Origin of the sequence: Foetidibacter luteolus, assembly GCF_009650435.1 — a bacterium.
GTDB lineage: Bacteria > Bacteroidota > Bacteroidia > Chitinophagales > Chitinophagaceae > Foetidibacter > Foetidibacter luteolus.
The window spans coordinates 42,080-66,124 of record NZ_VVIP01000025.1 but is presented as its reverse complement, the minus strand read 5'-3'; the positions used below and the strand labels follow the sequence as shown (position 1 = coordinate 66,124).

Below are 24,045 nucleotides of genomic sequence, written 5' to 3'. Positions count from 1 at the left end.
AATAATGTAATTGAAAATCAAATAATTATAACCGCACTAAATCCGAGGGGGACAAGTCAGGAGGATTATTCGGTGTTTCCCCTGCCCGTAACTGACAGGTATATGCCGGACATTGCTGCGCCTGTTGTTTGGTACGAAAAATCTTTTTGCGCCGCGTCGCTTATTTCCTTCCGGTTAAAACGATTGTAATGGGTTATCATTTCCAACATAGCCCCGTGCAATTCCTGTTCATTTCCGGCTGTAACCAGGTAGCCGTTTTGCGTATTCACCACTTCCGCAACGCCACCAACCCAGGTGCTGATGACCGGCAGGCCACAGCACAAGGCTTCCAGTATTACGCAAGGCATGTTTTCGTAATAACTAAACATAACCAGCGCATCGGCCTGCTGCATGCAGGCGGCCACTTCAGCATAAGCAATTTCACCTGTAAATGTGATGCTGCCGGGTGGTAGGCCAAGTTTTTCCGGCATAGCCGCTACACCAGGGGCATTTGGGCCAATCATCATTAGCCTGGTATGGCTGTTTGTTTTATGCAAAGCTGCAAAAGCCCTTATAATACCTTCCGGGTTTTTTTGGGCATTCATAACAGATACATGCAGCAATAAAAAACTATCCTTGTTTGTTGAGGGTTGGTAATAAAACAAGCTGGTATCTACGGCATTCAATACTCTCTGTGAAGTTGTGGGGTAAAGTTTCTGTTTTATGGCATCGCCCAGGTTGTTGCTAACGGGTAAAAGCATAGCGGCATTTTTTACAACCAGCCTGTTAAAGTACCTGAACAGAAAGCTTTTATGCTCAAACCGGTCAGGGGCGGTTGAGTTATAAATCGTCCAGTGCTCTGTAAGCAGGTAGGGTATGTGCCATTTTCTTTTTATCCATAATGCCGCCAGCCCGGCCTTCATGGCTATGTGTACATGAACGATATGTGGTAAACCGTTTTGGGCAATGTGCCGCCTTATATGTTTTTGGAAGGTTAACAGGTAGTGCAGGTAATCCGCAGCCTTGTTAAATGGGTAGGGCAACCCGGAAGCCCTTATTAAGATTACCTTTTCATGCAGGTTGGCATTTGTTGTTTCCGTTATTTCTGTAGAAGTGGTAAGACTGTTTCGTTCTGCTATCTCTATGTGTATTAGCTGTATACGGTTATAAAGGGATGCTGCAAAAGCATGCCTCTGGATAAAATCCCCTTTATACCTGTCACTGCTGTTGGGGTACCAGCTTGTTAACCAAAGTGCATTCATTTTTTCTTTTTGTCAATCATTTCTGCCAGCCAGCCGTAGTCTGAACGCCGCCATGCAAAAAAGCTGCTCAAGTTAACCTTGTAATCTTTATAAAAACAATACAAGGAATAAGCTAATCCCGTGGCGTAACCTAAGGTACTTATTATGGCTGCCGCAGCAATACCGTAATTGGGAATAAACAGGTAATCGCCTGTTACCACTACCATCAGCGAAATTGCAGCGCCTGTAACATTTACATTCACTTTTCCCTTGCCGGAAAAATAGGCTGATAGCATGGCCAATACTGAAAGACAGAAAATGCCCGGCAGCAACAGCATGAAAGGAAGATAAATACCTTGGAAACTTTCCCCGAATACAAACGGAAACAACCACCGGCCGCTAATTAGCACTATTGCGAGTATAAGCAGGAATGCCTGTGAAAAAAGCCTGCTGATAATTGTAATGCTGGTATTAATGGTTGCCCTTTCCGCACCACTGGCTGTTTGCGGAAAAATAACGGCGGCAATAATCTGTGGAATAATGAGCAGCATTTGTCCCAGCTTGCTGGCCTGTATGTAATTGCCCAGGTCAGCGCTGCTGCAGGATGGGCTGTTTTTCACAAACCAGTAATCAATACGGTAAACCAGGAAGAACAGCACGTTGGCCAGTAATGCTTTTAACGAGAAACGCATAAGTTTTATAAATTCCCGCTGCGAAAGCATAGCCAGTTGCAAAGTATGCCGGTTGACCAGCCAGTATGCCAGGGCCAGGCTTATACCTGTTGCAATAAAGTATAAAAAGTAAGTATGTAGAATGAGCGGGTCATAGCCGGCTGAAGGTGTTTGCCTGGCGATGATAAAAATCAATGCAACGTTCAGCAGGCTCATCAGCAAATTGGGCAACAGGTAATTACGCTGCACATAAAACAGCATAGTGAAATAGTTGGTAAGCAAAATGCCGGGTATATAGCAGATGCTGAAAAAAAGGAAATCATCCCGGCCAATGCTTTGTTCGGGCATGTATGCCAGTACATTGGAAAAGAAAAGAAAAATTACAGCCGCAATGAGTATTACCCACAAAAAAATGAACGACACCAGTTTGCCTGCCGCAATGTCGTTGCGGCTGGCATAATAAGTCATGCCTGATTCTGCACTAAGGCTCGCAACCAGCAACACGAATGAAAACAGGTTAGACAGGTAAAATATCCAGCCTGCATTGCCCGCCTGAAAGTACCGGGAAACAAATACATTTAATAACAGCAGTGTAAAAAAGTAGAGCCCCCTCCATAAAAAACTTTGCGCTAAAATCTTTGGTAGTGTCATGGAAGAAGGTGGCTGTTTGCATTATTGAAACATGGCAATGAAATTAGGAGATAAAATCTTTGAATGATCAGAATTAGGTTAATCATGTAAGCATTTAGTCTTGTGTTTTTTTAACCCATTCTTCTATCATTGTTTTTATGGATGCAAGGGATAATCTTTCTTCATGACTACAATTCATACAATTAGCGTTGGTTTCATTAAAGTAGTCTTCAAGGTCGGCTTTGTATCCGGATCCGGAAGCATAAAATTCAAAGGCAATAAATTCGTATAATTTATTTTGTTGTCCGGCCGACAGGTGTGCCGCGTTTTGCAGGAATTCTTTTGGAAAAAGCGATAAGTATTTTTTCATATATCCTCCGATAACTTCACTCACAGAGCCATCAGATTTTGAGGCTATGGCTTCATACACTTTAAACGCAAGCTGGCGGGTTTCAAAGTTTCCGGATTGTAAGCTATCCAGCCATGCAAAAGTTTTCTCATCATCAGAGGCCTTAACTTCTCCGGAAATCAGTTTTTGAGCATATTCCCGGTTGCTTTCTATGGTAGGTACGGGATTACTTGAAACTAATTGTTGCGTATCTCCCTGGCCTGTTGTAGTGATAGTGTCTTTGTTTTCAGCATTCCTGTGTGTTTTGGCTGCACAGCCAATTAGTATCAATAAGAGTGATACGGATACAATATGTTTCATTTTATGTATTCAAAATAGATGCTGCAAATATAAATTGTTGCTATATTTTGTTTCCTCATAATATACTGGTGAGCATGTTACTGCTAATTTTTCTTATAGTGTGTCTCATTTTTTATCGCTCAGTAAGTCCTTATAACTAATCAACTTTATGCCTTTTTCTTTAATAGCCGCTTTTACTTTCTCGCTTGTAAACAAGTCCGTAACGCCCTGCCTGTCCATGGCTACCTCTTCGTAACCTATATGGTGTACTGCACGCAGTTCTTCGTTATCCAGGCCCGGATGGTCAATAAACCAATAAGTTTTGCCGGGCTGCAGTTTATCCAGCATGCGCAGAAAGCTTTCTATTTTTTCCGATGCTGTTTTGTGGGGGCCGTCATATCCCATGTATTGCACACCGTGCTCTTCAAGGTCAATATCAATGTGGTATTCTTTTGCCAGTTTTTTGGTAAGGTCTTTTGTTTCGGGCGACAAGTTGGTACAGAGCATGTGGGATGATAGGTGGCTGATACGCGGTATCAGCTTCAAAGCCATTTCTATTTGTGCCCGCAGCTCTTTTTCCACATCAGTTATGTTCCATTGATTGTCCAGTATAGCCTGCCCGGGATAGTTTTTGTTGGGATAAACCATGGGGTAAAAGTAGCCGTTACTATCCCGCAGACTGGGACAGTCAGTAAGTGGCCGCCATTTTACATTGTCCCATTCGCTGGTTAGCGCCAGGTGAATGCCTACATCAATGCCCGGGTTTTGCGCCAGCATTTTTACCGCTTCGGGAAACCAGGGCGAGGGCACAATAATTTCGATAGACGTCTGGATGCCCTCATTGGAGCATTTAATCAAAGCTTCATTACCTGAGTGGGTGTAACCCATATCATCGCCACGTACAATAAGGCGAGGAGGGGCTTGCTGGGCACACAGGCCAGAAAGCAAAAAGATGATTAACAGAACAAGCATTGATGATTTCATAAGCTGGCAATTTGGGGATTGAATTTAATGCAAAAAAATGCTATCCTTAAAATTCATTATCAGCCAAGAAGGGTTTCCCTGCGCAATTCTTCCTTGCTAATGGCAAGCCTGTCTGTAAATAATTCATTAATTATTCGTTGCACTTCGCCGCCATCAACTTTATCCCGGTGCTTGTTAAAGTGCATGTAATGCTCTGTTGTAAGCCGTTTTACGAAAGCTCCTGTTGTTTGTTCGTTAAAGCTGTTGCTGAATTTGTGGGCAACCCATGTTACAAGCGTAAAGAAAAGGATGCCGGTTAAGGCCAGCTTCCAGCTAAAAAAGAAACAGATGAATGACACTAAAAAGCAGGCTGTTAAAGCCAGTGACAGTTTATTGTTCATGGAGAGGAGATACAACTCCAGGTCAAGGCTTTGTTCAAGTTGTTTTACTTTTTTCCGCCTTCCCTTTTTAGGGAACAATTCGCTCATATTTGTATCCGGGCGGATGGCGTCCGGATTGATAAGCTGCGTTGCAGCAATAGCTTGACGGACCTGGTAAAACGTGTGTTGCGTAGTGCAATGGTTGGTTTTGGCCAATGCAAGTTTTGCTACAATTACATCGCACAGTTCTCCGTAGGTTTTTACTTGTGCGAAATCGTTGTGATGGAATTTAATGTCAAATGATTTTTCAATTATGCGCAAAACGTCTCCGATGTCCTCGGGGTCTGTTTCGTTTAGTTTTTGGGAGTCTGATTGGTTCATGGGTTATTACAATTGATTTGCAGTCCGAAGATAATCATTGAGGCTGGTTTCGCTTAAATGTCGCCATGAAAAACCGGAGGATGAAGTGATTGCGACGCAACGAAGTCGCCACAAGGTACCAATGCTGGTATTCAAATCTTTCCTCACAAAAAAGGCCAATCTTTCGATTGGCCCTGCTGACACACTTGAAACTAACTTATTTTAACGCATTGATAATAGCAACAAATTCATCGGCTATCAGCGATGCGCCGCCTACAAGGCCGCCATCAACGTCCGGCTGGCCAAACAGTTCTTTCGCATTGGCAGCTTTTACGCTTCCACCGTACAATATCGTAATGCTTTCAGCCACATCTATACCATATTTGTCCTGCAGTTGCAAACGTATAAAAGCATGCATCTCTTCGGCCTGGGCGCTGCTGGCTGTTTTACCGGTGCCTATGGCCCAGATGGGTTCGTAAGCGATTACTATTTTTTGCAGTTGCTCCGCTGACAAATGATACAGCGATTCTTCCAACTGTTGTGCAACAAAATCATTCTGTGTCCCGGCTTCCCTTATAGCCAAAGGTTCGCCGCAACAAAAAATGGGAGTGATGTTATATTCCAGCGCAATGTTTATTTTATCGGCAAGCAACTGGTTGCTTTCATTAAAGTATTCCCTTCTTTCTGAGTGGCCAAGCACTACGAATGTAACGCCGAGGCTTTGCAGCATTTCAACGGAGATTTCGCCGGTATAAGCGCCCGATTTTTTGCTGTAGCAGTTTTGTGCGGCTACAAAAATGTTCTGCTTGCCGGCTACTTTTTGCTGTGCCATTACCAGGTAAGGGGCAGGTACGGCAAACACCGCCTGGCGGCCCTCTTCAACGGATGATATTTTCGACAGGATATTGTCTAACAATTCTTCACCCTGTTGCAGGGTTAGATTCATTTTCCAGTTGGCGGCTGCTATTTGCTTTCTCATAAATTGATTGTTACTCTTTTTTTAATGTTTAAGTTTTACCAGGGCATGGGAATTGAAATGTGCTCAAAGATATGTTTCAAAACCGCAGCATCTGCATCTGTAAGTTGCTGCTGTTTAAATTTTTTCCAGTTGGCAATGTCACGCAAGGCTTTGCTGTGCTCATACCTTGTAAGGCCGGTAATGCCCCAGGTAAAATCGGGCAATACCCTGGGCGTAAAACCTTCGCCAAAAACATTACAGCATATACCTATTACAGAGCCGGTGTTTATGGAAGTGTTGATGGCCGTTCTGCTATAATCTCCCATCAGCACGCCGCATTTGTTACCTGCGCTTACCCACTGCTGCTGGTATGGTACCCACATGTTTATTTCGGCCCCGGTATTTTTTACATTGCTGTTACTGGTACCTGCGCCAAAATTGCACCATTCACCAATAACGGAATCGCCCAGGTAGCCATCATGTGCTTTGTTGCTGTAACCGAACATCACGCTGTTCTTTATTTCGCCACCTGCTGTACAATGCGGGCCAATAGTAGTAGCGCCATATATTTTGGCGCCCATTTTTACAACGGCGTTTTCGCCAAGTGAAAACGGCCCGCGAATAAAGCTGCCCTCCATAACCGTAGCGTTGTTGCCTATGTAAATGGGGCCGTCTGTGGCATTCAGAACTGCATATTCAATATGGGTGCCTTGCTCTATAAAAATCTGTGCGGCGTTAATAACATTGTTGGTAGGGGAGAGGGGGTGGCTTTGCCGGCCTGCAGTAAGCAGTTGATAGTCCAGTTGCAACGCCCCTGCATTATGCTGGAATATTTGCCAGGGGTAGCTTAGTTTTTTTACCTGCCCGTTAATATTAATAATGCTGGTAAAAGTTTCTCTTGCCGGCAGGCTGGCGCCGGTTGAGCGGCAGGCTATCAGCACATCCTCATCATATAAAGCCTGCCCGCTATGCAAGCCTTTTATTTTTTCTACCAGGCTGGCATCGGGCATAATGGCGGCGTTTACAAAAAGGTGTTCGCCATAGGGTGGGGCAGGGTATATTGGGCGCAGGTGTTCCAAAGTATCTACCCATATAGCTTCGTTCAGTAACAGTTGCCAGCGTTGGCGCATGGTTAGTATGCCCATCCGTATATCGGCAACCGAACGGGTGTAAGTAAAAGGATATAAAAACGCATGTGCAGGCTGGTCAAAAAGCACCATATAATTCACAATTGTTGATAAATGTAAATGTATAGGTAATATTATTCACATAGTAAAGCATGAATAGTTTTCGCTGCTATTTTTGCCACTTCGTAAAAAATAACTGTTATTCCGTGGGCTTTATGCTGCTCCGTAAAAACACTGATGAATGACCAGATTGAAACCTATTACATATATTCTTTGCATCATATTTATTTTCTGCTCCTGTTCTTCTGAAGCCAATAACAAAAAGAAAGCCGCCGGCAAAGCACCAACGGATTCACTTCATTCTTCTTTAACGCCGGAACAAATACAGGCCCTGCATGATTCCATTGAAGATTACTACATTCATAACCTGGAAACAAAGGGCTTTAACGGGGGCATACTCGTAGCAAAAGATGGCGTTGTGTTGTTTGAAGCTTATCATGGTTTTATTGATGTGCCCCATAAAAAAGATTCCATCAACGCCAATACACCTTTTCACCTGGCGTCTGTTTCAAAAACTTTTACAGGTACAACTGTGCTAAAGTTGTGGGAGCAGGGAAGGATATCCTTATACGATTCTATACAGAAATTTTTTCCAGGTTTCCCCTACCAGGGTATAACGGTGAAAACCCTGCTGGACCACCGCAGCGGCTTGCCTAACTACCTGTACTTTCTTGACAGGAAACGCTGGGATATGAAGAAGAAAGCTACCAACCAGGACGTGGTTGACTTTATGATGCAGTACAAGCCCCCAATCACCAACTTGCCAGACAGGCATTTTCAATACTGTAACACCAATTACATTATGCTGGCTATGATTATTGAAAAAGTAACAGGCATATCTTACCCCCAGTACATGCGTGACAGTGTGTTCAGGCCCCTGGGTATGAATAACACTTTTGTTTTTTCCATCACCGATACCGCCAGCTATGTACCTACTTACACTGCCGGTAACAGGGCCTATGGGATGGACCATACGGATTGTACCTATGGCGATAAAAACATTTACAGTACCCCCCGCGACATGCTTAACTGGGACAAAGCTTTGTACGAGCACCGTTTTGTTTCAAAGAATACATTAGACTCTGCTTTTACAGCCACCAGCCACGAGAGGCCTTCCATGCACAACTACGGCATGGGCTGGCGTTTGTTCTATAACAATGGCGATACCATTGTTTATCACAACGGTAAATGGCATGGAAGCAATACCTCATTTACAAGGTTGGTGCAAAACAAGGTAACCATCATAGTGCTGGGCAATAAGGTAAATGGCAATATATACCACGCCAAAAACATGTCTTATATCTTCAACGGCAAACGAAACGAGGGGCCGCTGGAAGAATAGCCGGATTGCTACATTGAATAAAATTGTATTTTCGGGTTAATACATTAACTCAAAATTTCCTTTATGAGATGTTTGGTGATTGCGGCGCTAATGTTTTCCCTGCAGGTTTCTGCCCAGCCCGCCAACAATGCTAACATGGTACAGTTGTCTCATTATGCACTGGACACTTTCTACAGCGGTACAGTTTTCCTTAAAAACGGCCAAAAGTATAAATCACTCCTTAATTACAATACCCTTACACATGAAATGATTTTTGAACAGGGGGGCAAACGCCTGGCAATTGCAGACCCTGTAAATGTGGATACAGTCATAATAGAAGGCCGCAAATTTATACCTGTAAACGAAGAGTTTTATGAAGTGCTTACAGGAACACCCATCGCGTTGTGCGTTCAGTATATCTGTACAGTAAAGCCCCCCGGCAATGTTATTGGCTATGGCTTAAGTTCCGATGCTTCGGCTAATACCGATGTGTCTATGATGCAGCACTCCAACAGGTCTTACTACCTTAAGTTGCCCGATGACTATAAGGTTACCATGCGCAGGCAATACTTCCTGTACAAAAGTGGCCAGTTTTTAAAAGCCAACAATCTTAAGCAAATAGAAAAGGTTTTTCCTGACAAAGAAACCCTTATCAAAACCTACGATAAGGAGAACAATGTAAATTTTTCCAAGCCCTTGGAAGTGGCTATGCTTATCAGGAGCATTCAAAGCTAACAAGCCGTATGAAGTATTTATTTCTTCTTAGCCTTATATATGTAACAACTGTTCAGGCGCAATCTACCCTGCCGCCGCCCGAAAGGCAGGTATCCATTACCCATTATGCGCTGGACAGTTTTCACATTGGTACAGTGCTGCTAAAATCTGGCGGAAGACAGCAATATTTGCTTAACTACAATACGCTCACACAGGAAATGATCTTTGAGCGTGGTGGTATCCGTCTTGCCATGGCGCATCCGGAAGATGTTGATACAGTGTACATTCTTGATAAAAAATTCGTTTTTGTAAATAAGGTTTTTTATGAAGTTTTAGCCACAACGCCTGTTGCACTTTACGGCGAATACAAATGCCGCGTATTAAGAACCGGTTCACAGCTTGGCTATGGCATTACATCTGCCGCTGCAGGCAATACAGGCATCAGTTCTCTCATCAATGGTGGTAAAGCTTACGACCTTACATTGCCATACGAATACCAGGTAAAAATGAAACAGGAGTTATGGCTTAGAAAAGGGTATAATTATTATAAAGCCAACAGCCTTAAACAGGTCATCCTCGTATTTCCTGGCAAAGAAAAGCTGATAAGGCAACTAAGCAAACAAAAAGAGATAGACTTCACCAAACCGCAGGACATTATTGCTCTTGTAAAAGAAGTTCAGATGTAGTACTTCAGTTGCAAAACAAGCGGGCTCTCCTCACTCACCATTCACCACTCAACATTATGGTACCAGCGACATATTTTCATAGCATCGCCTGTTGCGTCGCAATCCGTTCATCGTTCAGTTCATTGGGCGGCTTTTCAGGCCCGGGTAGATGAAACTGAGGGTGGAACTTCGCCGCCGCATTCGCCTCAATAGATTTTCTATATTGCAGTCCCATTTTTATACTGTCAACTATGAGTATTACCATTCGCAAGGCTGTTAAAGAAGATTGCCCCCGCCTGCTGGAATTAATTAAAGAATTAGCCCTTTACGAAAAAGCGCCGGAACAGGTAACCGTAACATTAGCGCATTTTGAAGAAAGCGGTTTTGGCAGCAACCCTGTATGGTGGGCACTGGTAGCCGAAGGAGAAGATAAAACAGTTTACGGCTTTGCGCTGTATTATATTCGTTATTCCACCTGGAAGGGACAGCGCATGTACCTGGAAGATATTATTGTTACAGAAGCCGCGAGGGGCAAAGGCATTGGCAAACTGTTGCTGGATGCGTTAATTGAAGAGGCAAAAGAAAAAAAGTTCAGTGGTATTGTATGGCAGGTGCTGGGATGGAATGAACCTGCTATTAACTTCTACAAAAAGTATAATGCCGCTTTTGACGCGGAATGGATTAACTGCGCCATCAACCTGTAACTGTTGTAATTATTAAACAAGCAAAGGGCGCCGCAGGCGCTCTTTGATTATATACTATATGGGCTGAAAAGCTGCCCAATGAACTGAACGATGAAGTGATTGCGACGCAACAGGCGATGCCACGGAGTAATGTCGCTGGTACCATAAGTCGTGAATGGTGAATGGTGAATGATGAATAGTGAGTGGTGAGTAGTGAGTAGGGGTCTACATTAAACTTCGTACTTGTTACATCCCACATCAAACATCTAACATATCACAGGTACTTCGTACTTCGTAAATCGTACTTGTTTACATCGTACATCCCACATCAAACATCTCACATATCACAGATACTTCGTACTTCGTACATCGTACTTGTTTACATCGTACATCCCACATCAAACATCTAACATATCACAGGCTTATGCCATAGCTGACATAGTACAAAGCGCCGATGTATGGGTTGCCGAAGCCGTTGCGGTAATAATGGTTAAGCAGGTTGGTGCCGCCTAATTTTATCAGTGATTTTACATTAGTCAACCTGCAGCTAACCTGTGCATCCACCGTGCTGAAGGCCGGCAGGTTACCACGGGCAAATTCGCCTTCGTAGAGGAAAGCATCCTGCCATTTCCAGATAATGTTAAAGCCGAACATATCTTTTTTACCAAAGCCGCGGTTGCCAAAACCAACGCCGGCTCTGTATTTGGGGGTGTTGAAGCCGGCAATAAAATCTTTGGGAACATCTTTTATTACGTCAGAATATAGGGTGGCTGTAGCAAAAAAGCGCTGCGGCAGGCTGTAATCAAGCGATAAGCCCCAGCCCTGCGTTTTTACCCGGTTGCTGCTGTTAACGGAAAAGGAAAAACTATTGGCAAAGTCCATAGCCCCGGCGGCACTGTTTTGAATGGTAACTACCCGGCCAATAAAATCTTTATAGCGGGCCTGGTAAGCATAAACATCAACCAGTAATTTATTGGCCAGCAAAGCTTTGTAGCCTATTTCAAAAGAACTTACAGACTCCGGTTTAAAATCAGCGGGGGTATAAGTTCTCAGTTTCCCCGGGTCGCCTGTGGCTACGAATTCCTGCACACTTTCCAGCGTGTACCAGGGATTGCTGCTGTAATTATATTTATCCCTAAAGTAAGGCAGGCCGCCTATCAGTCTTGTGCCGCCACCCACTTCAAGGTCAACCCATTGCTGTTGCGTAGTGGGAAAGCGGTAAGCCGTTTGCCAGGAAAGCCTGAAATGATGGTCTTTAGCGGGTGTTATTACACCGGTAAAACGCGGTGTAAACCGGCCTTTGAAGTTTTCATTCTTATCGTAACGGCCGGAAGCTGTAAGCTTAAGCACATTGTTGAACAATGCTTTGGCTACCTGCAGGTAAGCGCCCCATTCGTTAATATGTATCGGGCCATCTTTATCGGCAAACAAAGTGCCGGATGAGTTGAGCACATATTGTTTCCAGTTACCGCCCACCAACACTTCCAGCCTGCTGCCGGTATGGCCGATTTTGAGCTTGTCGGTAAGGTTGTATTGGCCTTCTGCCTGGTATAAGTCGGAGCGGTCAAGAAAGAGGCCGCCTTGCGGAATCGGCTTTTTTCTTACAGTGGTGAGTAATTCATTAAACGCGGCAGAGCCGGCAACAGGCCGCCCCATATCCGCATAGCCCCTGGCTGCATTGTGAATGGCCATAGTTTGGCCCAGCATGGTGTTTTGGGCCGCGATTGCGGCATCTGCCGGTTGCATGGTCTCAAGCGCTTTTTCATAAGCCTGGCCATAAATGCTGGTAGCGCCATTTACAAAAGCGCCGGCATACTGAGGGTACCAGCTTCCTGCGGGGTTGGCTGCGTCAAAACTGGGTTTCCAGGCCTCGTTAAACATACGTGCGGCAATAGTGGCATTATACGCGTCGCCGGATTTTGTCTGCGTGGTATACACCCTTATTTGCCAGTTGGTATTCCTGAGTTCCAGCTTATACTGGCCAACGGAAAAACTTTTAAGCGAAAAACGGTCGGCCCCGGTATAAGCGCTTGTGCCGGATGCAAAATTGGCCACGGCTGAAGCTTCCATGCTTTTGCCCAGCTTGTAATACAGCCCGCCGCTTAATTTAAGGTTACGCGTTTTGCTGTTGATGATATCTGTTTCTTTGTAACCGGTGCGGCTTACGTTTAATGCATTGCCGGTAAGATATGGCTGCATAATGGCGGTGGCCTGTTCCTTTGCAACAGGGTCTGTAATAGATGCCAGTACAGATTGTATAAACGGCGTGCTGCTGCCCCTTATGTCAAGGGTAGTTTCATCTCCATATACGTTTACACCGTCATAGTTGGCATCCGACTGCCGGTCGCCTGGTATGCTGTAACCATTGTTGCTGCCGGATGGGCGGTAATAGTCGCTGCTGTCTGAAGCTATCCAGTCTGTACCTTCAATGTACTGCGCCGCTATTTTAACTGCAAAACGAGAGCTTAATTTTTTGGCCCATCTACCTGAGAAATCGTAGTAAGGGGATGCATTATGTGTGCTGCTGTTAACATGGTTAATACCTTGTTTTACCTGCAGGTCAAGCCCTTGGTAAGTAAACGGGTTTTTACTTTGCACAATGATGGTGCCGTTCATGCCGCCCGGCCCGTATAATGCGGAAGATGCGCCGCTCAGCAATTCAATGCTCTCTACATCCGGCTCCGTAAGGCCGGCAAAGCCTCCAAGGGCAAAGTTGAGAGAAGGCAGCTCGCTGCTGATGTTATCCACAAACTGGTTAAGCCTATTGTTTCCGCTAAGGTTAAAACCCCTGGTGCTGTAGGTTCTGAACAGCATGCCAGATGTTACAGCATCCACGCTTTTAAGGTTGCCAATGGCATCGTACCAGTTGGGGGCAGGGGCGGCCTGCAATGTCGCAGCGGTAATTTTTTCCGTGGAAACGGGAGCTGTCATCAACAGCACGTTTGTACGCATGGCTGCTACGGTTACCTGTTGTAAATCAAGGAATTCTTCGCTTAATTCAACAGTAAGGTAGGCTGCCGATGTAACTGTCAGCCTGTTTTGCACATAGCCGGTGGATGAAAAAGTAAGTGTTACAGGCAGCGCATGGCTAACGGTAAAGCTGAAGGCTCCCAGGCTGTCGCTGGCAAAGTTTTGCTTTGTCTCATTAACAACAATAACCGCGTAAGGCACAGCCAGCCCGCTGCTGCTTTTAATCATGCCGGTAATACGTGTTTGGGCTACAGAAGCCGTTGTAAAAACTAATAGCGAAATCGCGATTGCAATGAAGTGGTTAAGCGGTGTTTTTTGGTGCATATTGGGGGACATTGGAAAAAGGCAAAAATAGCAGATTTAATGCAATCTTTCAGAGTGGATTTGCAGCGGCGGCGGGTGTTTCCGTGCCATACATGGCGGTAGTAAAAGTTTGTAAGCAGTAAATTTTTTTGGACATAAACCCAATAAAGAGCGTTGGCTTTATGATGAGAAAGATTAAGAAAACAGGAGCTTTGAATTTGTGATCGGATTTATTATCTGCCTGTTACCTGGTATTATTCTTCGTAACATTCCTTAAACAAAAAAGCCATCTCGTTTTAAAGATGGCTTTTTTGTTTAAGTATGATTTTAATTACCATTTGTCAACTTCTTCAGTTGCGGTATGGTTAGTGTGGTTGGTATGATTGGTAGCGGGAATGCTAACCACAACCGGTTCTTCCACTTCAGCAATAACTGCAACCGGCGCCGCTGCTTCTACTTCTGCAACAACCACTTCTTCACCCGCTTCAGAATAGTCGTGGTTATAGGCGTCAAAATCAAAATCCGGCATCAGTTCGGTTTTTACATAGTCAACCGCTTCGCCAAGGGCCTTAATGAATTTGTTGAAGTCTTCTTTATAAAGAAAAATTTTATGCCTGTCATAACCATCATCATTAAACCTCTTCCTGCTTTCAGTAATGGTCAGGTAGTAGTCGTTTCCACGGGTTGCCCTAACATCAAAGAAGTAAGTTCTTCTTTTCCCTGCCCTTATTCTTTTGCTGTAAACACTTTCCAGTTTCTTGTCGTTGTTTTCGTACGCCACTTGTGAAATTTATTTGGTTATTGATTTGGTTGAGGAATCACAAATATAGTATTGTTTTGAATTTATCAAAGTTTTCATAAAAATTTTGTAACGATTAATCAACTGATTCCTCGGTGGTTAGCTGAAGCCTGTACAATTCGGCATAATAGCCATCCAAACCTAACAGGTGTTCGTGGGTTCCCTGCTCGGTAATGCGGCCATTTTCTAATATGATGATTTTATCAAATTTGAAAGATGTGAAAATACGGTGTGTGATAATGATGGCTGTTTTATCTTGCAGGTAACTATATAGATTAGCTGCTATCTCATTTTCAGTTTTGGCATCTACAGCGCTCAGGCAATCATCTAGTATAAGTATCTCTGGATCTTTTATCAATGCCCTGGCAATTGATACGCGTTGCTTTTGCCCGCCGCTTAAAGTTATGCCGCGTTCGCCCAATATAGTATTGTAGCCATCTTTTAAATGAAGGATTTCCTTGTGTACGCCAGCGCTGGCAGCAGCTTTTTCAACCTGTTCTTTTGATGGGGATGCAGGTAACCCAAAACCAATATTGCCCTCTACGGAATCGCTGAATAAAAACACATCCTGTGGCACGTAACTTACCTGGTTGCGTAAAGATTGCAGGGAGATGCGCTCTATATTATTGCCGCCGATAGTTATGGCGCCTTCGTCAACATCGTAAAAGCGCAACAGCAACTGTGCCAGCGTTGTTTTGCCACTGCCTGTTTTGCCCAGTATCATTACTTTTTCGCCGTGTTTTATATGTAACGAAAATTTGTTAACCGCTTTAATACCGGTTGATGGGTAAGTGAAAGAAACATTATTGAAAACAATATCTCCGTTAAGCTTGCCTTCATAGGCCGAAGGTGCGTTTTTAATGGATGGTTCTGTTTGTAGAAATTCATTAAGCCTTTTTTGAGATGCCGCCGCACGTTGTATCATGCTGGCCGTCCATCCGATGGCGCTAACGGGAAAAGTGAGCATGTTGATATAAATAACGAACTCTACAATGGTGCCTACATCAATTGTTCCGGCTAACACTTGCCTGCCTCCAATAAAAATGGTAATGAGTGTGCTAAAGCCAATCATTAGCGTCATACTGGGAAAATAAACAGCTTCCAGCTTGGCAAGCCCCACAGCGTTTTTCCGGTATTCCTCACTGTTGTTTTTAAAAAAGCCCAGCATCGCTTTTTCCTGCACAAAAGATTTAATAACCCTAATGCCGGAGTAAGACTCCTGCGCATTGGTCGTAAGGTCAGACAGTAAGGCCTGTACCCTGCCGCTTCTTTTGTGTATAGCGGTATTGGCAACATATATTATTATGGCCAGTAGGGGCAGTGGTGCCAATACCATCAGCGTTAAATCCTTATCAGTGCGCAACATGTTTATTACGCAAAACACAATAAGGGTAACCAGGTTTACCAGGTACATAACAGCGGGGCCAACATACATTCTTACACGGCTTACATCTTCCGCCATGCGGTTCATCAAATCGCCGGTGCTGTGCTTTTTAAGAAACGATGCGTCCAGTTTCTGGTAGTGTTCAAACACTTCGTTCTTCTGGTCATACTCTATGTGGCGGCTCATTACGATAATCGTTTGGCGCTGAAAAAACATCAGTACGCCTCTCAAAAGGGCCAGTACAAGAATGGTAATACAGCAAACAGTTACAAGTGTGCCGTAACTATATTGTTTAACCCAGTCTATATAAAGCGATATGAAGTAATCATGCAATCGCTCCTTGTGTTGGCCCGGCTGGCCGGTAATCAGTTCCTGTACTTTATTAATAACATAGCCTGTAATTTCCGGCGCCAGCACGGCGAAGTAGTTAGAGGCAATAACAAAAAAAATACCTGTAAAAAAACGGTAGCGATATTTCCAGAAATATTTATTTAGCGCCGCAAGATGCTTCATCCACAATGTGTTTTGCACGAAATTACCGGATGCATCACAAGCCCCGGCTATTTTTTCAATCTTTTGTATAATCGGCAACAATTCAAAGTCAACTTCATACTTCATATTTTTTTACATCGTACACCCCACATATTTTTACATCGTACATCCCACATCGTACATCTTACATATTATGGGTACTTCGTACTTCTTTCTTCGTACTTGCTTTTGGGGGTGCCCCCAAGCTATCGCAAGGGGTCGGGCTTTCCGCTCATACTCCGGCACAGGGCCTGGCTGCGATGGCTTCACCGGGGTATCCGCTGCAATCCCTCACCCTAAGGTGTAGCCTGCTGTAGTTGTTGCAGGCCGGTTTTATATAGAACAATGAGTGTGTCATACCCCCGGGGCGGCCTAATAATGCGGTTTTTATTATAACCCATCCCATGTATTTTACCTTGCTTTTCACAAATGCTGCCATCCTTGTTACCGCGTAATTCGTAATTACCATTAAATTTGCGGAGTGAAAAAGTTTGTTACTGCCATAATTGCTGTCCTCTACCTCGGTATAAGTTCCGGTGTAGTGCTTAACCTGCACTATTGCATGAACGAGCTTTCCTCTATAGACCTGCACGCATCCGAAAATGCTGTTTGTGGCAAATGCGGCATGAAGAAGAAAGGAGATTGCTGTAAGGATGAAGTCAAGATTGTTAAGATCAGTGATGCACACAAATATGTTGCCGCCGCCTTCCAGTTTGTTTTTGAGGCATTGCCTGCTGAAAAAACACCGCTTATTCAAGTACAAATCCCGTACGATAATAGTGTTGTAGTGAATAGCTGGGCCCATGGGCCACCGCTTGTTTCCCAATCGCCACTCTACCTTAAAAACCGCGTTTTTAGAGTTTGATACCTGCACTTTTCTGTTAGATTTCCTGATTACTGCGTTCAACAGACTATAAGCTTTATGCTGTAGTAGTGTTGATGCACCTGCCTTAATTTTATCAAACTTTCAAATTACAAATACAATGAAAACGCGTTATATCATTCTCAGTCTTTTATTTGTTCTCGTTTCTTTTATTTCTTTTGCGGCGCCCGCAACACATACTGATACCATAAGGGTATATGGCAATTGCGGCATGTGCAAAAACCGTATTGAAAAAGCCGCTGCAGAAGCAGGGGCTGTTACCGCTACCTGGGATGAGGATACCAAACTACTGGTGGTAACTTATGACGACGCCGCTACAACCAGCCGCAAAATACAGGAAAAGGTAGCCGCCGTTGGTCATGATACGCAGGATGTAGCCGCACCGGATGCGACTTACAGCAAGCTGCCCGGCTGCTGCAAATATGAAAGGAAGGGTAGTAAAGCTTCTGCGGCCCATAACCATGAAGCCTCTGCCAACTGTTGTAAAGACGGCTGCGACAAAACAGCGAAAGAAGGTTGCTGCAAAAAAGATATGAGCTGCTGCAGCAAAGAAGAGGCAAAGAAAGCAGACTGCTGCAAAGACGGTAAATGTAAAAAAGCTTAAACAGGGGCAATATGAAGAAAATTATCACCATACTTGCGCTGCTGGTTAGTACCGGCAGTTTTGCACAGGTAACCGGCGCCAAATTACAGGCGGCGGGCCTAACCTGCTCCATGTGTTCAAAAGCTGTTTACCAGGCATTGAGAAAGGTGTCTTTTGTTGAAACAGTCAAATCTAACATACAGGAGTCAAGTTATTCCCTTACATTTAAAAAGGATGCCGTTGTGGACTTTGATGAGTTAAGCAAGGCTGTGGTAGATGCAGGTTTTTCAGTTGCTAAACTGCAGGTTACAGCTAACTTTAACAACGTGGCAGTGGGTAACGATAAGCATGTGGAACTGGACGGCAAATCCCTGCATTTTTTAAATGTGCCCGAACAATCTTTGAATGGTGAAAAGACTATTATTCTCATTGACAGGCAATTCACGTCATCCAAAGAGCATAAAAAATACAGCGGTTTTACTACCATGAAATGCTTTGAAAGCGGGAAGATGGAAAATGGCGAAAAAGTGTACCACGTGACCATATAGTATTGGTAAAGTGCCGCCGGGCTAATATATCCGGGCTGAAAAGCCGAATAAAATTACCAGGCGTACAAGTGTTCTTCCGTAATTACGGGACTGCTTCGTCAAGCAGGATTGCTCAACGGAAGTTGAAGAAAGTTTCAAAGCTCGTCCACAAAAGAAAATTTAATAAACATACATGAAAAAAGCAGTTTCTGTAATAGCATTAATGTTATTGGTGTTTGGTTTAAAGGCTCAACCCAAAGTAGGTACTGTTGCGCCGGATATTGAATTGCCCAATGCAAAGGGTGTGGCCACAAAGCTGTCATCTTTAAAGGGCAAAGTAGTGTTGATTGATTTTTGGGCAAGCTGGTGCGGCCCATGCAGAAGAAGTGTGCCCGGGCTTAAAACCATCTATAAAAAGTATAAGGACAAAGGTTTTGAAATATACGGCGTATCGCTGGACAGCGACAGCAATGACTGGAAGCGTGCCATTTTTGACGATGGCGTAAAGTGGCTGCAGGTGCTGGATTTAAAGGGTGATACCGCCGGTAAATGGGACGTTAATTACATACCCAATACTTTTTTGATAGATAAAGAAGGCAAGCTTGTTGCCATTAATGCCAACCACGACGCACTGGACCAGCTATTGCAGAAACTGCTTGGTTAAAACCAGGCAGATTACATGAAAAAAATATTCTTTTTATTATTGCTTGCATCCCATGCTGCGCAGGCACAGGAACTTTTTGTGGTTACTGAACCTGCCAGCAACATGCCAACGCATTCGCTTGGTATCAGGTTAAGCAATTACCTGATGAAAGAAAAAGGCATCGGCAAGTACGATTACCACCTTGTGCCTGAGTTGATGTGGGGTGCAAATAAAAAGTTGATGCTGCATGCCAATATGTTCCTTAGCGACCAGGCAAAAGCTTTTGTTAATGAAGGTGGCAGCCTTTATGCCAAATACCGGTTTTTAAGTAAGGATGATGTGCACCGCCACTTCAGGATGGCTGCATTTGGCCGGTACAGCATTAATAACAGCGCTATACACCAGGATGAGATAGAATTGTACGGCCATAACAGCGGTTACCAGGCCGGGCTTATAGCCACGCAACTATTGCACAAAGTGGCACTATCGTCATCGGTAAGTTATGTGCAGGCTGTTGATAATGGCGCCGGCAATAAGCTGCCCGAAGCACTCTCCCGCAATGCTGTTAACTACAGCTTTTCTTTCGGCAAGCTAATGCTGCCCAGGCAGTACACCGGGTACGGGCAAACCAACCTTAACCTGATGGTTGAATTTTTGGGGCAAACACTGGGCGATAACGGAAAGTCGTACATGGATGTTGTTCCTTCGCTTCAACTAATCTTAAACAGCCAGGCAAGAATTGATGTGGGTTACCGCCAGCAACTGTACAGTTCTATGTACCGCAGCGGTCCAAATGGTTTCCTGCTTCGGTTTGAGTACCTTTTGTTCAACATTTTATAACCCGGATGTATGGATTTACCGATAAAAAACATGGTTTGCACCCGGTGCATAAAAGTGGTTGGCCAGGTGCTGCAGGAATTGTTGATACCTTTTGAGCGTGTAGAGCTGGGCAAAGCGGTTTTACAACAGCCGTTAACAGCACAGCAACAGCAACAACTTGAAAAACGACTGAAGCAGGAGGGGTTTGACATTGTGGAAGATGCTAAAGCGGCTACGGTTGAAAGGATCAAAAACCTGGTGATTGACCTGGTGTATAATAAAGACCTGGAAGAGCAAAACGAAAACCTGTCTGTTTACCTTTCTCGCCAGTTGCATAAAGATTACAGCACATTAAGCCAGCTATTTTCAACACTGGAAAACACTACGATTGAGCAGTTTTTTATTCTCCAAAAGATAGAACGGGTCAAAGAAATGCTGGTGTACGATGGCCTTTCGCTTAGCGAAATAGCCTGGAAGATGGGATATAGCAGTGTGGCGCACCTCTCAAACCAGTTTAAGAAAATAACCGGGTTTACACCAGGCAGTTTTAAAAAAGTAAAAGAGCATAAACGAAAGCCCATTGACGAAATAGGATAGGGGGTGCCCCTAAGCTATCTCAAGGGGTCGGGCTTTCCGCTTATACTCCGGCACAAAAGCCCGGCTGCGATGGCCTCACCGGGGGAACTGCGTTCGCAACCATCGTTAAAGCAACTAAACGTTGCTTTAACTTGGTTGTGCTTCAATCCCTCACCCGAAAGTGCAACCGGCCGGTTCTTTGGCAAGCAGGTTCTGTGCTTAAACAAGAAGCTGGCAATCCTGCAATGCAAAGGGATGACCAAGTTGAACAACAATCATAGGATTAGGTAGTATAAGCGCATTACGCAACCTGTGTTCCGGCGGAACGCTTTGTGCCTTTATAAGCGGCATGAGTACAAAATGTTCATCCTGAAGATAGAAATACCTTGCACTTATTCTACCTAATCCTACAACAATCATTCATTATCTTCAGCGCATTAAATGTCAGGTCTCGTTATGCTTAAAAACTCCGTATGGCTGTTACTGTTTGCTCTGGCTGCATGCACCGGCCAAAAAAGCCAGTTTCCCCATGTTGAAATACGAACAAAGTTTGGCGATATAGAGCTGGAACTGTACACACAACAAGCACCTGTTACCACCGCCGCCTTTTTACGTTATGTAGATTCCGGCCTGTACGATAATGCCAGCTTTTACCGCATCCTCAACACAGAAAACCAGCCATCCAATGCACCTAAATCAGAGTTGATACAGGGCGGCATCTGGGGCAGCAATTACAAACGGTTAACAAAACTGCCAGGTATTGCACACGAAACCACGCAACAAACCAAACTGCTTCATACAGATGGTACTATATCCCTGGCCCGCCAGGAGCCCGGTACGGCCCGGTCTGAGTTTTTTATCTGCATCGGCGACCAGCCCGGTTATGATTATGGTGGTGAAAACAACCCCGATGGCCAGGGGTATGCCGCTTTTGGCCGTGTGGTTAAGGGAAGGGATGTAGTTACAAAAATTTTTCACGCACCGGAAAACGATCAGTATTTCGATCCACAGGTAAGTATCTACTCTATTAAACGTTTATAAAAATCCTGCAATAATCACCTTTAATTGTGTAACGTTCCGGCCACGGCAGCGCCGGAACTTTGTGTTATAAAATAGATTCTATGACACATACATATAAGGTTAAAGGAATGACGTGCAACGGTTGTGTGGCTAAAGTAAAAAGCGAGCTGCTTAAACTTGGCGATGTACTTTCTGCTGATGTGCAACTGCAGTCTCCGCAAGCAACCATCAGCATGGGTAAACATATATCTACAGATGTTTTGCAGCAGGCAATCAGCAAGGCGGGTAATTACAGCATAGAGATGGAAGGTAACGGACATAGCCATCAAATGCCGGATGAAGAAGCCGTGCCCAAAACATGGCTGCAGACTTACATTCCGCTGCTGCTGGTTTTTGGGTTCATACTGGGCATATCGCTTATCACTGCCTGGCAAAATGGGCGTTTATGGCTAATGCCATGGATGAACAACTTTATGGCAGGCTTCTTTATTGCCTTTTCATTTTTTAAGCTGCTTAACCTGCGTGGATTTGCGGATAGTTACAGCTCTTATGACGTACTTGCAAAGAAATGGTATGGCTATGGTTATGTGTACCCTTTTATCGAGCTTGCCCTGGGTGTGGCATATTTAACCGGCTTTAATCCCCAATTGGTAAATATTGCCACAGTGCTGGTAATGGGTTTCAGCAGCATAGGTGTAATACAGGCCGTAACCAACAAACGAAAAATTCAGTGCGCATGCCTGGGCGCCGTTTTTAACCTGCCCATGAGTACCGTTACCATTGTGGAAGACCTGTTGATGGCCGGCATGGCATTATGGATGCTTTTTTTAATAAGCTAAACTGTAACATTACATTTAATTGGCATTTGTTTTGAAATGATATCACACTCGTTAAGTGCTAACCGTAAAAATAATTGCCGCATGCTCCAGCAAACTCAGCCCGTAATAGGCATCTCTAAAAATTACCTCAATGTTGTTACAGAAGCAACCACGCAGCTCATTATCAAAATACTGGATGTGCAGGGGCATTTTGTTACTACGGTAAAACAAACGCTTGAGCAGGGCGTGCATGAATCCTGTGTAAACTTGGAAGAGCTTGCTGAAGGCCGTTATGTGCTTAACGCCTTCTGTGGCGATAAATTTATCCGTTCCATCCACTACGTAAAAAATGCAAGCTGTTAAACTGCTTGCCAAAGCGTAAAATTGTCTCTCCTTAATCAAATATCCCTGGCCATGCCGGCGTTATTAACAGGCAGCTATTTCAACAAATGTTTGTGACGATTATTGGTTAACTTACGGTTACTATCTCACATTTAAATGCTTGCGTATGAAATGGGCCTATTATGTTAAACACAAGGTAAGGGCCGTGCTTGTATTGCTGGTTATCATCGTGGCAATGCTGGTAAGCAATCTATCCCACCGTATTAATTTTACCAGGCTTGATGATGCCGTTGTTGCCATTTATAACGACAGGCTGATGCCCTCAACATTTATCTTTCGCATAAGCGAACACCTGCACCAAAAACAAATGCTGCTAAGCCTTCCTTTGCCGCAGCAGGCAGACCGGTTGGTTAAGGCCAACAAACTGCATGATGATGCTATTGCCAGGCTGATTAAAAATTACGAGGCAACACAATTAACCGAGGCGGAAAAAACGCAGTGGCGCATGTTCAGGAATAACCTCTCTCTTTACACAGCCGCTTTTAATGCGGAAGTATCCCAACGATTATCAAACAATTTGCAAGGCAGTATTGTGTTGGCCGGGCATTTCGACAAAGCCGTAGAAAACCTCAATGCCCTGAGCAATATACAGGTTAGCGAAGGCAAAAACCTTAGCCGCAATTCAAGAAGCATTATCAGCGATGGCGTATTGCTTTCGCATTTTGAAGTGTCTATGTTGCTGGTGCTGGGTGTTATGGCGCTTGTGTTAATAAGCGCAGGCACAGCCGATAACAAAATGATATTGCAAAGGCACACCCACATGATGAATTAATGAAGTGGTTTAACGGTACCGTTTGGCATAAGTGTAACCTTGTATCAATATTTTTTTTCTCATCCAACGCCGGCGGCCTTACCTTTAGCCCATGAAAAAATGGGCGGCTATATTTTTATTTGCTGTGTATGTATTCGGCGCTACGGATGCATACCAGTTGCTGAAGCTGCCCCTTTTTGTAAAGCACTTTGTAAAACACCGCCACGAGCAGCCGGGCATATCCCTTACAGATTTCATTAAAGAACACTACACCGGCGAGATAGTAATTGATGACGATTTTAAGCAGGATATGCAACTGCCCTTTAAAACCCACGAAAGCGAGTGTTGCCTTACCGCTGCTACGTTGTTACCACAACCCATAGAAATTAATCATACCATCGAAGAACCGGTTATTATTGAATACACCGTACTTAACGATGATGTACCGCTTCACATGGTTACCCGCTCCATCTTCCAGCCTCCCAAAACAGCCTGAGGATCTCTCCATTTATTGTCTCGTTTCCGCAACGTTCCGGTAAGTAGCGGTGCAGGTATTCTTATGCTTGCTTAAAGGTAGGCTGCCTGCCCTGTTTTTC

25 protein-coding genes are annotated in these 24,045 nt (G+C 44.3%); 15 read left to right on the top strand and 10 right to left on the bottom strand.

The features are described from left to right. Positions 1 to 65: 65 nt before the first annotated feature. The 7 genes from F0364_RS07540 to F0364_RS07510 form a co-directional block, all read right to left on the bottom strand. Entirely contained in the window at positions 66 to 1,241 is a 1,176-nt protein-coding gene (locus F0364_RS07540) for a glycosyltransferase (RefSeq protein WP_153797158.1), read from the bottom strand. Then, entirely contained in the window at positions 1,238 to 2,542 is a 1,305-nt protein-coding gene (locus F0364_RS07535; protein ID WP_153797157.1) for an MATE family efflux transporter, read from the bottom strand. The genes F0364_RS07540 and F0364_RS07535 overlap by 4 nt, the downstream gene beginning before the upstream one ends. Positions 2,543 to 2,636: 94 nt before the next feature. Next, positions 2,637 to 3,230 carry a hypothetical protein gene (locus F0364_RS07530; protein ID WP_153797156.1) on the bottom strand — a complete coding sequence of 198 codons (594 nt, stop codon included), beginning with the start codon at positions 3,228 to 3,230 and terminating at the stop codon, positions 2,637 to 2,639. A 105-nt stretch (positions 3,231 to 3,335) separates the two neighbouring features. After that, positions 3,336 to 4,193: a polysaccharide deacetylase family protein gene (locus tag F0364_RS07525; protein ID WP_153797155.1), complete on the bottom strand. Its 858-nt coding sequence runs from the start codon at positions 4,191 to 4,193 to the stop codon at positions 3,336 to 3,338. Between the two features lie 59 nt (positions 4,194 to 4,252). Further along, complete coding sequence (locus tag F0364_RS07520) at positions 4,253 to 4,933, bottom strand: hypothetical protein (protein ID WP_153797154.1); 681 nt, start codon at positions 4,931 to 4,933, stop codon at positions 4,253 to 4,255. A gap of 196 nt (positions 4,934 to 5,129) precedes the next feature. Then, positions 5,130 to 5,891 (bottom strand): triose-phosphate isomerase, encoded by a 762-nt coding sequence (gene tpiA, locus F0364_RS07515; RefSeq protein WP_153797153.1) that lies wholly within the window; start codon positions 5,889 to 5,891, stop codon positions 5,130 to 5,132. 35 nt (positions 5,892 to 5,926) lie between these two features. Beyond that, on the bottom strand, positions 5,927 to 7,090 hold the full coding sequence (locus tag F0364_RS07510) for a putative sugar nucleotidyl transferase (protein WP_153797162.1): 1,164 nt from the start codon (positions 7,088 to 7,090) through the stop codon (positions 5,927 to 5,929). A 148-nt stretch (positions 7,091 to 7,238) separates the two neighbouring features. Here F0364_RS07510 and F0364_RS07505 point away from each other — a divergent pair, with 148 nt between their 5' ends. The 4 genes from F0364_RS07505 (at position 7,239) to F0364_RS07490 (ending at position 10,461) form a co-directional block, all read left to right on the top strand. Then, on the top strand, positions 7,239 to 8,399 hold the full coding sequence (locus F0364_RS07505; protein ID WP_153797152.1) for a serine hydrolase domain-containing protein: 1,161 nt from the start codon (positions 7,239 to 7,241) through the stop codon (positions 8,397 to 8,399). Between the two features lie 63 nt (positions 8,400 to 8,462). Then, positions 8,463 to 9,113: a hypothetical protein gene (locus F0364_RS07500; RefSeq protein ID WP_153797151.1), complete on the top strand. Its 651-nt coding sequence runs from the start codon at positions 8,463 to 8,465 to the stop codon at positions 9,111 to 9,113. Between the two features lie 8 nt (positions 9,114 to 9,121). Next, positions 9,122 to 9,778 carry a hypothetical protein gene (locus F0364_RS07495; protein ID WP_153797150.1) on the top strand — a complete coding sequence of 219 codons (657 nt, stop codon included), beginning with the start codon at positions 9,122 to 9,124 and terminating at the stop codon, positions 9,776 to 9,778. Between the two features lie 230 nt (positions 9,779 to 10,008). Further along, positions 10,009 to 10,461, top strand: a complete 453-nt coding sequence (locus F0364_RS07490) for a GNAT family N-acetyltransferase (RefSeq protein ID WP_153797149.1) — start codon at positions 10,009 to 10,011, stop codon at positions 10,459 to 10,461. 393 nt (positions 10,462 to 10,854) lie between these two features. Here the strand turns inward: F0364_RS07490 and F0364_RS07485 are convergent, their stop codons facing one another. The 3 genes from F0364_RS07485 to F0364_RS07475 all read right to left on the bottom strand — a co-directional run bounded on the left by F0364_RS07485 (position 10,855) and on the right by F0364_RS07475 (position 16,514). Next, complete coding sequence (locus F0364_RS07485) at positions 10,855 to 13,734, bottom strand: TonB-dependent receptor plug domain-containing protein (protein WP_207632560.1); 2,880 nt, start codon at positions 13,732 to 13,734, stop codon at positions 10,855 to 10,857. Positions 13,735 to 14,044: 310 nt separating this feature from the next. Beyond that, positions 14,045 to 14,494 carry a DUF3276 family protein gene (locus F0364_RS07480; RefSeq protein ID WP_153797147.1) on the bottom strand — a complete coding sequence of 150 codons (450 nt, stop codon included), beginning with the start codon at positions 14,492 to 14,494 and terminating at the stop codon, positions 14,045 to 14,047. 94 nt (positions 14,495 to 14,588) lie between these two features. After that, positions 14,589 to 16,514: an ABC transporter ATP-binding protein gene (locus F0364_RS07475; RefSeq protein ID WP_235921029.1), complete on the bottom strand. Its 1,926-nt coding sequence runs from the start codon at positions 16,512 to 16,514 to the stop codon at positions 14,589 to 14,591. Positions 16,515 to 16,908: 394 nt separating this feature from the next. On the opposite strand from F0364_RS07475, the gene F0364_RS07470 reads away from it, so the two are divergent. The 11 genes from F0364_RS07470 to F0364_RS07420 all read left to right on the top strand — a co-directional run bounded on the left by F0364_RS07470 (position 16,909) and on the right by F0364_RS07420 (position 23,945). Next, positions 16,909 to 17,292 (top strand): HYC_CC_PP family protein, encoded by a 384-nt coding sequence (locus tag F0364_RS07470; protein ID WP_153797146.1) that lies wholly within the window; start codon positions 16,909 to 16,911, stop codon positions 17,290 to 17,292. Positions 17,293 to 17,410: 118 nt separating this feature from the next. Beyond that, entirely contained in the window at positions 17,411 to 17,914 is a 504-nt protein-coding gene (locus F0364_RS07465) for a cation transporter (protein WP_153797145.1), read from the top strand. Between the two features lie 11 nt (positions 17,915 to 17,925). Continuing rightward, positions 17,926 to 18,441, top strand: coding sequence for a heavy-metal-associated domain-containing protein (locus tag F0364_RS07460; RefSeq protein ID WP_153797144.1), 516 nt, complete (start codon positions 17,926 to 17,928; stop codon positions 18,439 to 18,441). A 172-nt stretch (positions 18,442 to 18,613) separates the two neighbouring features. After that, positions 18,614 to 19,084 (top strand): TlpA family protein disulfide reductase, encoded by a 471-nt coding sequence (locus F0364_RS07455; protein WP_153797143.1) that lies wholly within the window; start codon positions 18,614 to 18,616, stop codon positions 19,082 to 19,084. 15 nt (positions 19,085 to 19,099) lie between these two features. Beyond that, on the top strand, positions 19,100 to 19,903 hold the full coding sequence (locus F0364_RS07450; RefSeq protein WP_153797142.1) for a hypothetical protein: 804 nt from the start codon (positions 19,100 to 19,102) through the stop codon (positions 19,901 to 19,903). Between the two features lie 9 nt (positions 19,904 to 19,912). Further along, positions 19,913 to 20,479, top strand: coding sequence for a helix-turn-helix domain-containing protein (locus F0364_RS07445; protein WP_153797141.1), 567 nt, complete (start codon positions 19,913 to 19,915; stop codon positions 20,477 to 20,479). A 435-nt stretch (positions 20,480 to 20,914) separates the two neighbouring features. Further along, on the top strand, positions 20,915 to 21,499 hold the full coding sequence (locus F0364_RS07440) for a peptidylprolyl isomerase (RefSeq protein WP_153797140.1): 585 nt from the start codon (positions 20,915 to 20,917) through the stop codon (positions 21,497 to 21,499). A gap of 80 nt (positions 21,500 to 21,579) precedes the next feature. Beyond that, positions 21,580 to 22,317 (top strand): heavy metal translocating P-type ATPase, encoded by a 738-nt coding sequence (locus tag F0364_RS07435; protein ID WP_153797139.1) that lies wholly within the window; start codon positions 21,580 to 21,582, stop codon positions 22,315 to 22,317. A gap of 81 nt (positions 22,318 to 22,398) precedes the next feature. After that, on the top strand, positions 22,399 to 22,659 hold the full coding sequence (locus F0364_RS07430; RefSeq protein ID WP_153797138.1) for a T9SS type A sorting domain-containing protein: 261 nt from the start codon (positions 22,399 to 22,401) through the stop codon (positions 22,657 to 22,659). A gap of 145 nt (positions 22,660 to 22,804) precedes the next feature. After that, entirely contained in the window at positions 22,805 to 23,470 is a 666-nt protein-coding gene (locus tag F0364_RS07425; RefSeq protein WP_153797137.1) for an MCP four helix bundle domain-containing protein, read from the top strand. A 91-nt stretch (positions 23,471 to 23,561) separates the two neighbouring features. Next, on the top strand, positions 23,562 to 23,945 hold the full coding sequence (locus tag F0364_RS07420; protein ID WP_153797136.1) for a hypothetical protein: 384 nt from the start codon (positions 23,562 to 23,564) through the stop codon (positions 23,943 to 23,945). The last annotated feature ends 100 nt before the right edge of the window (positions 23,946 to 24,045 follow it).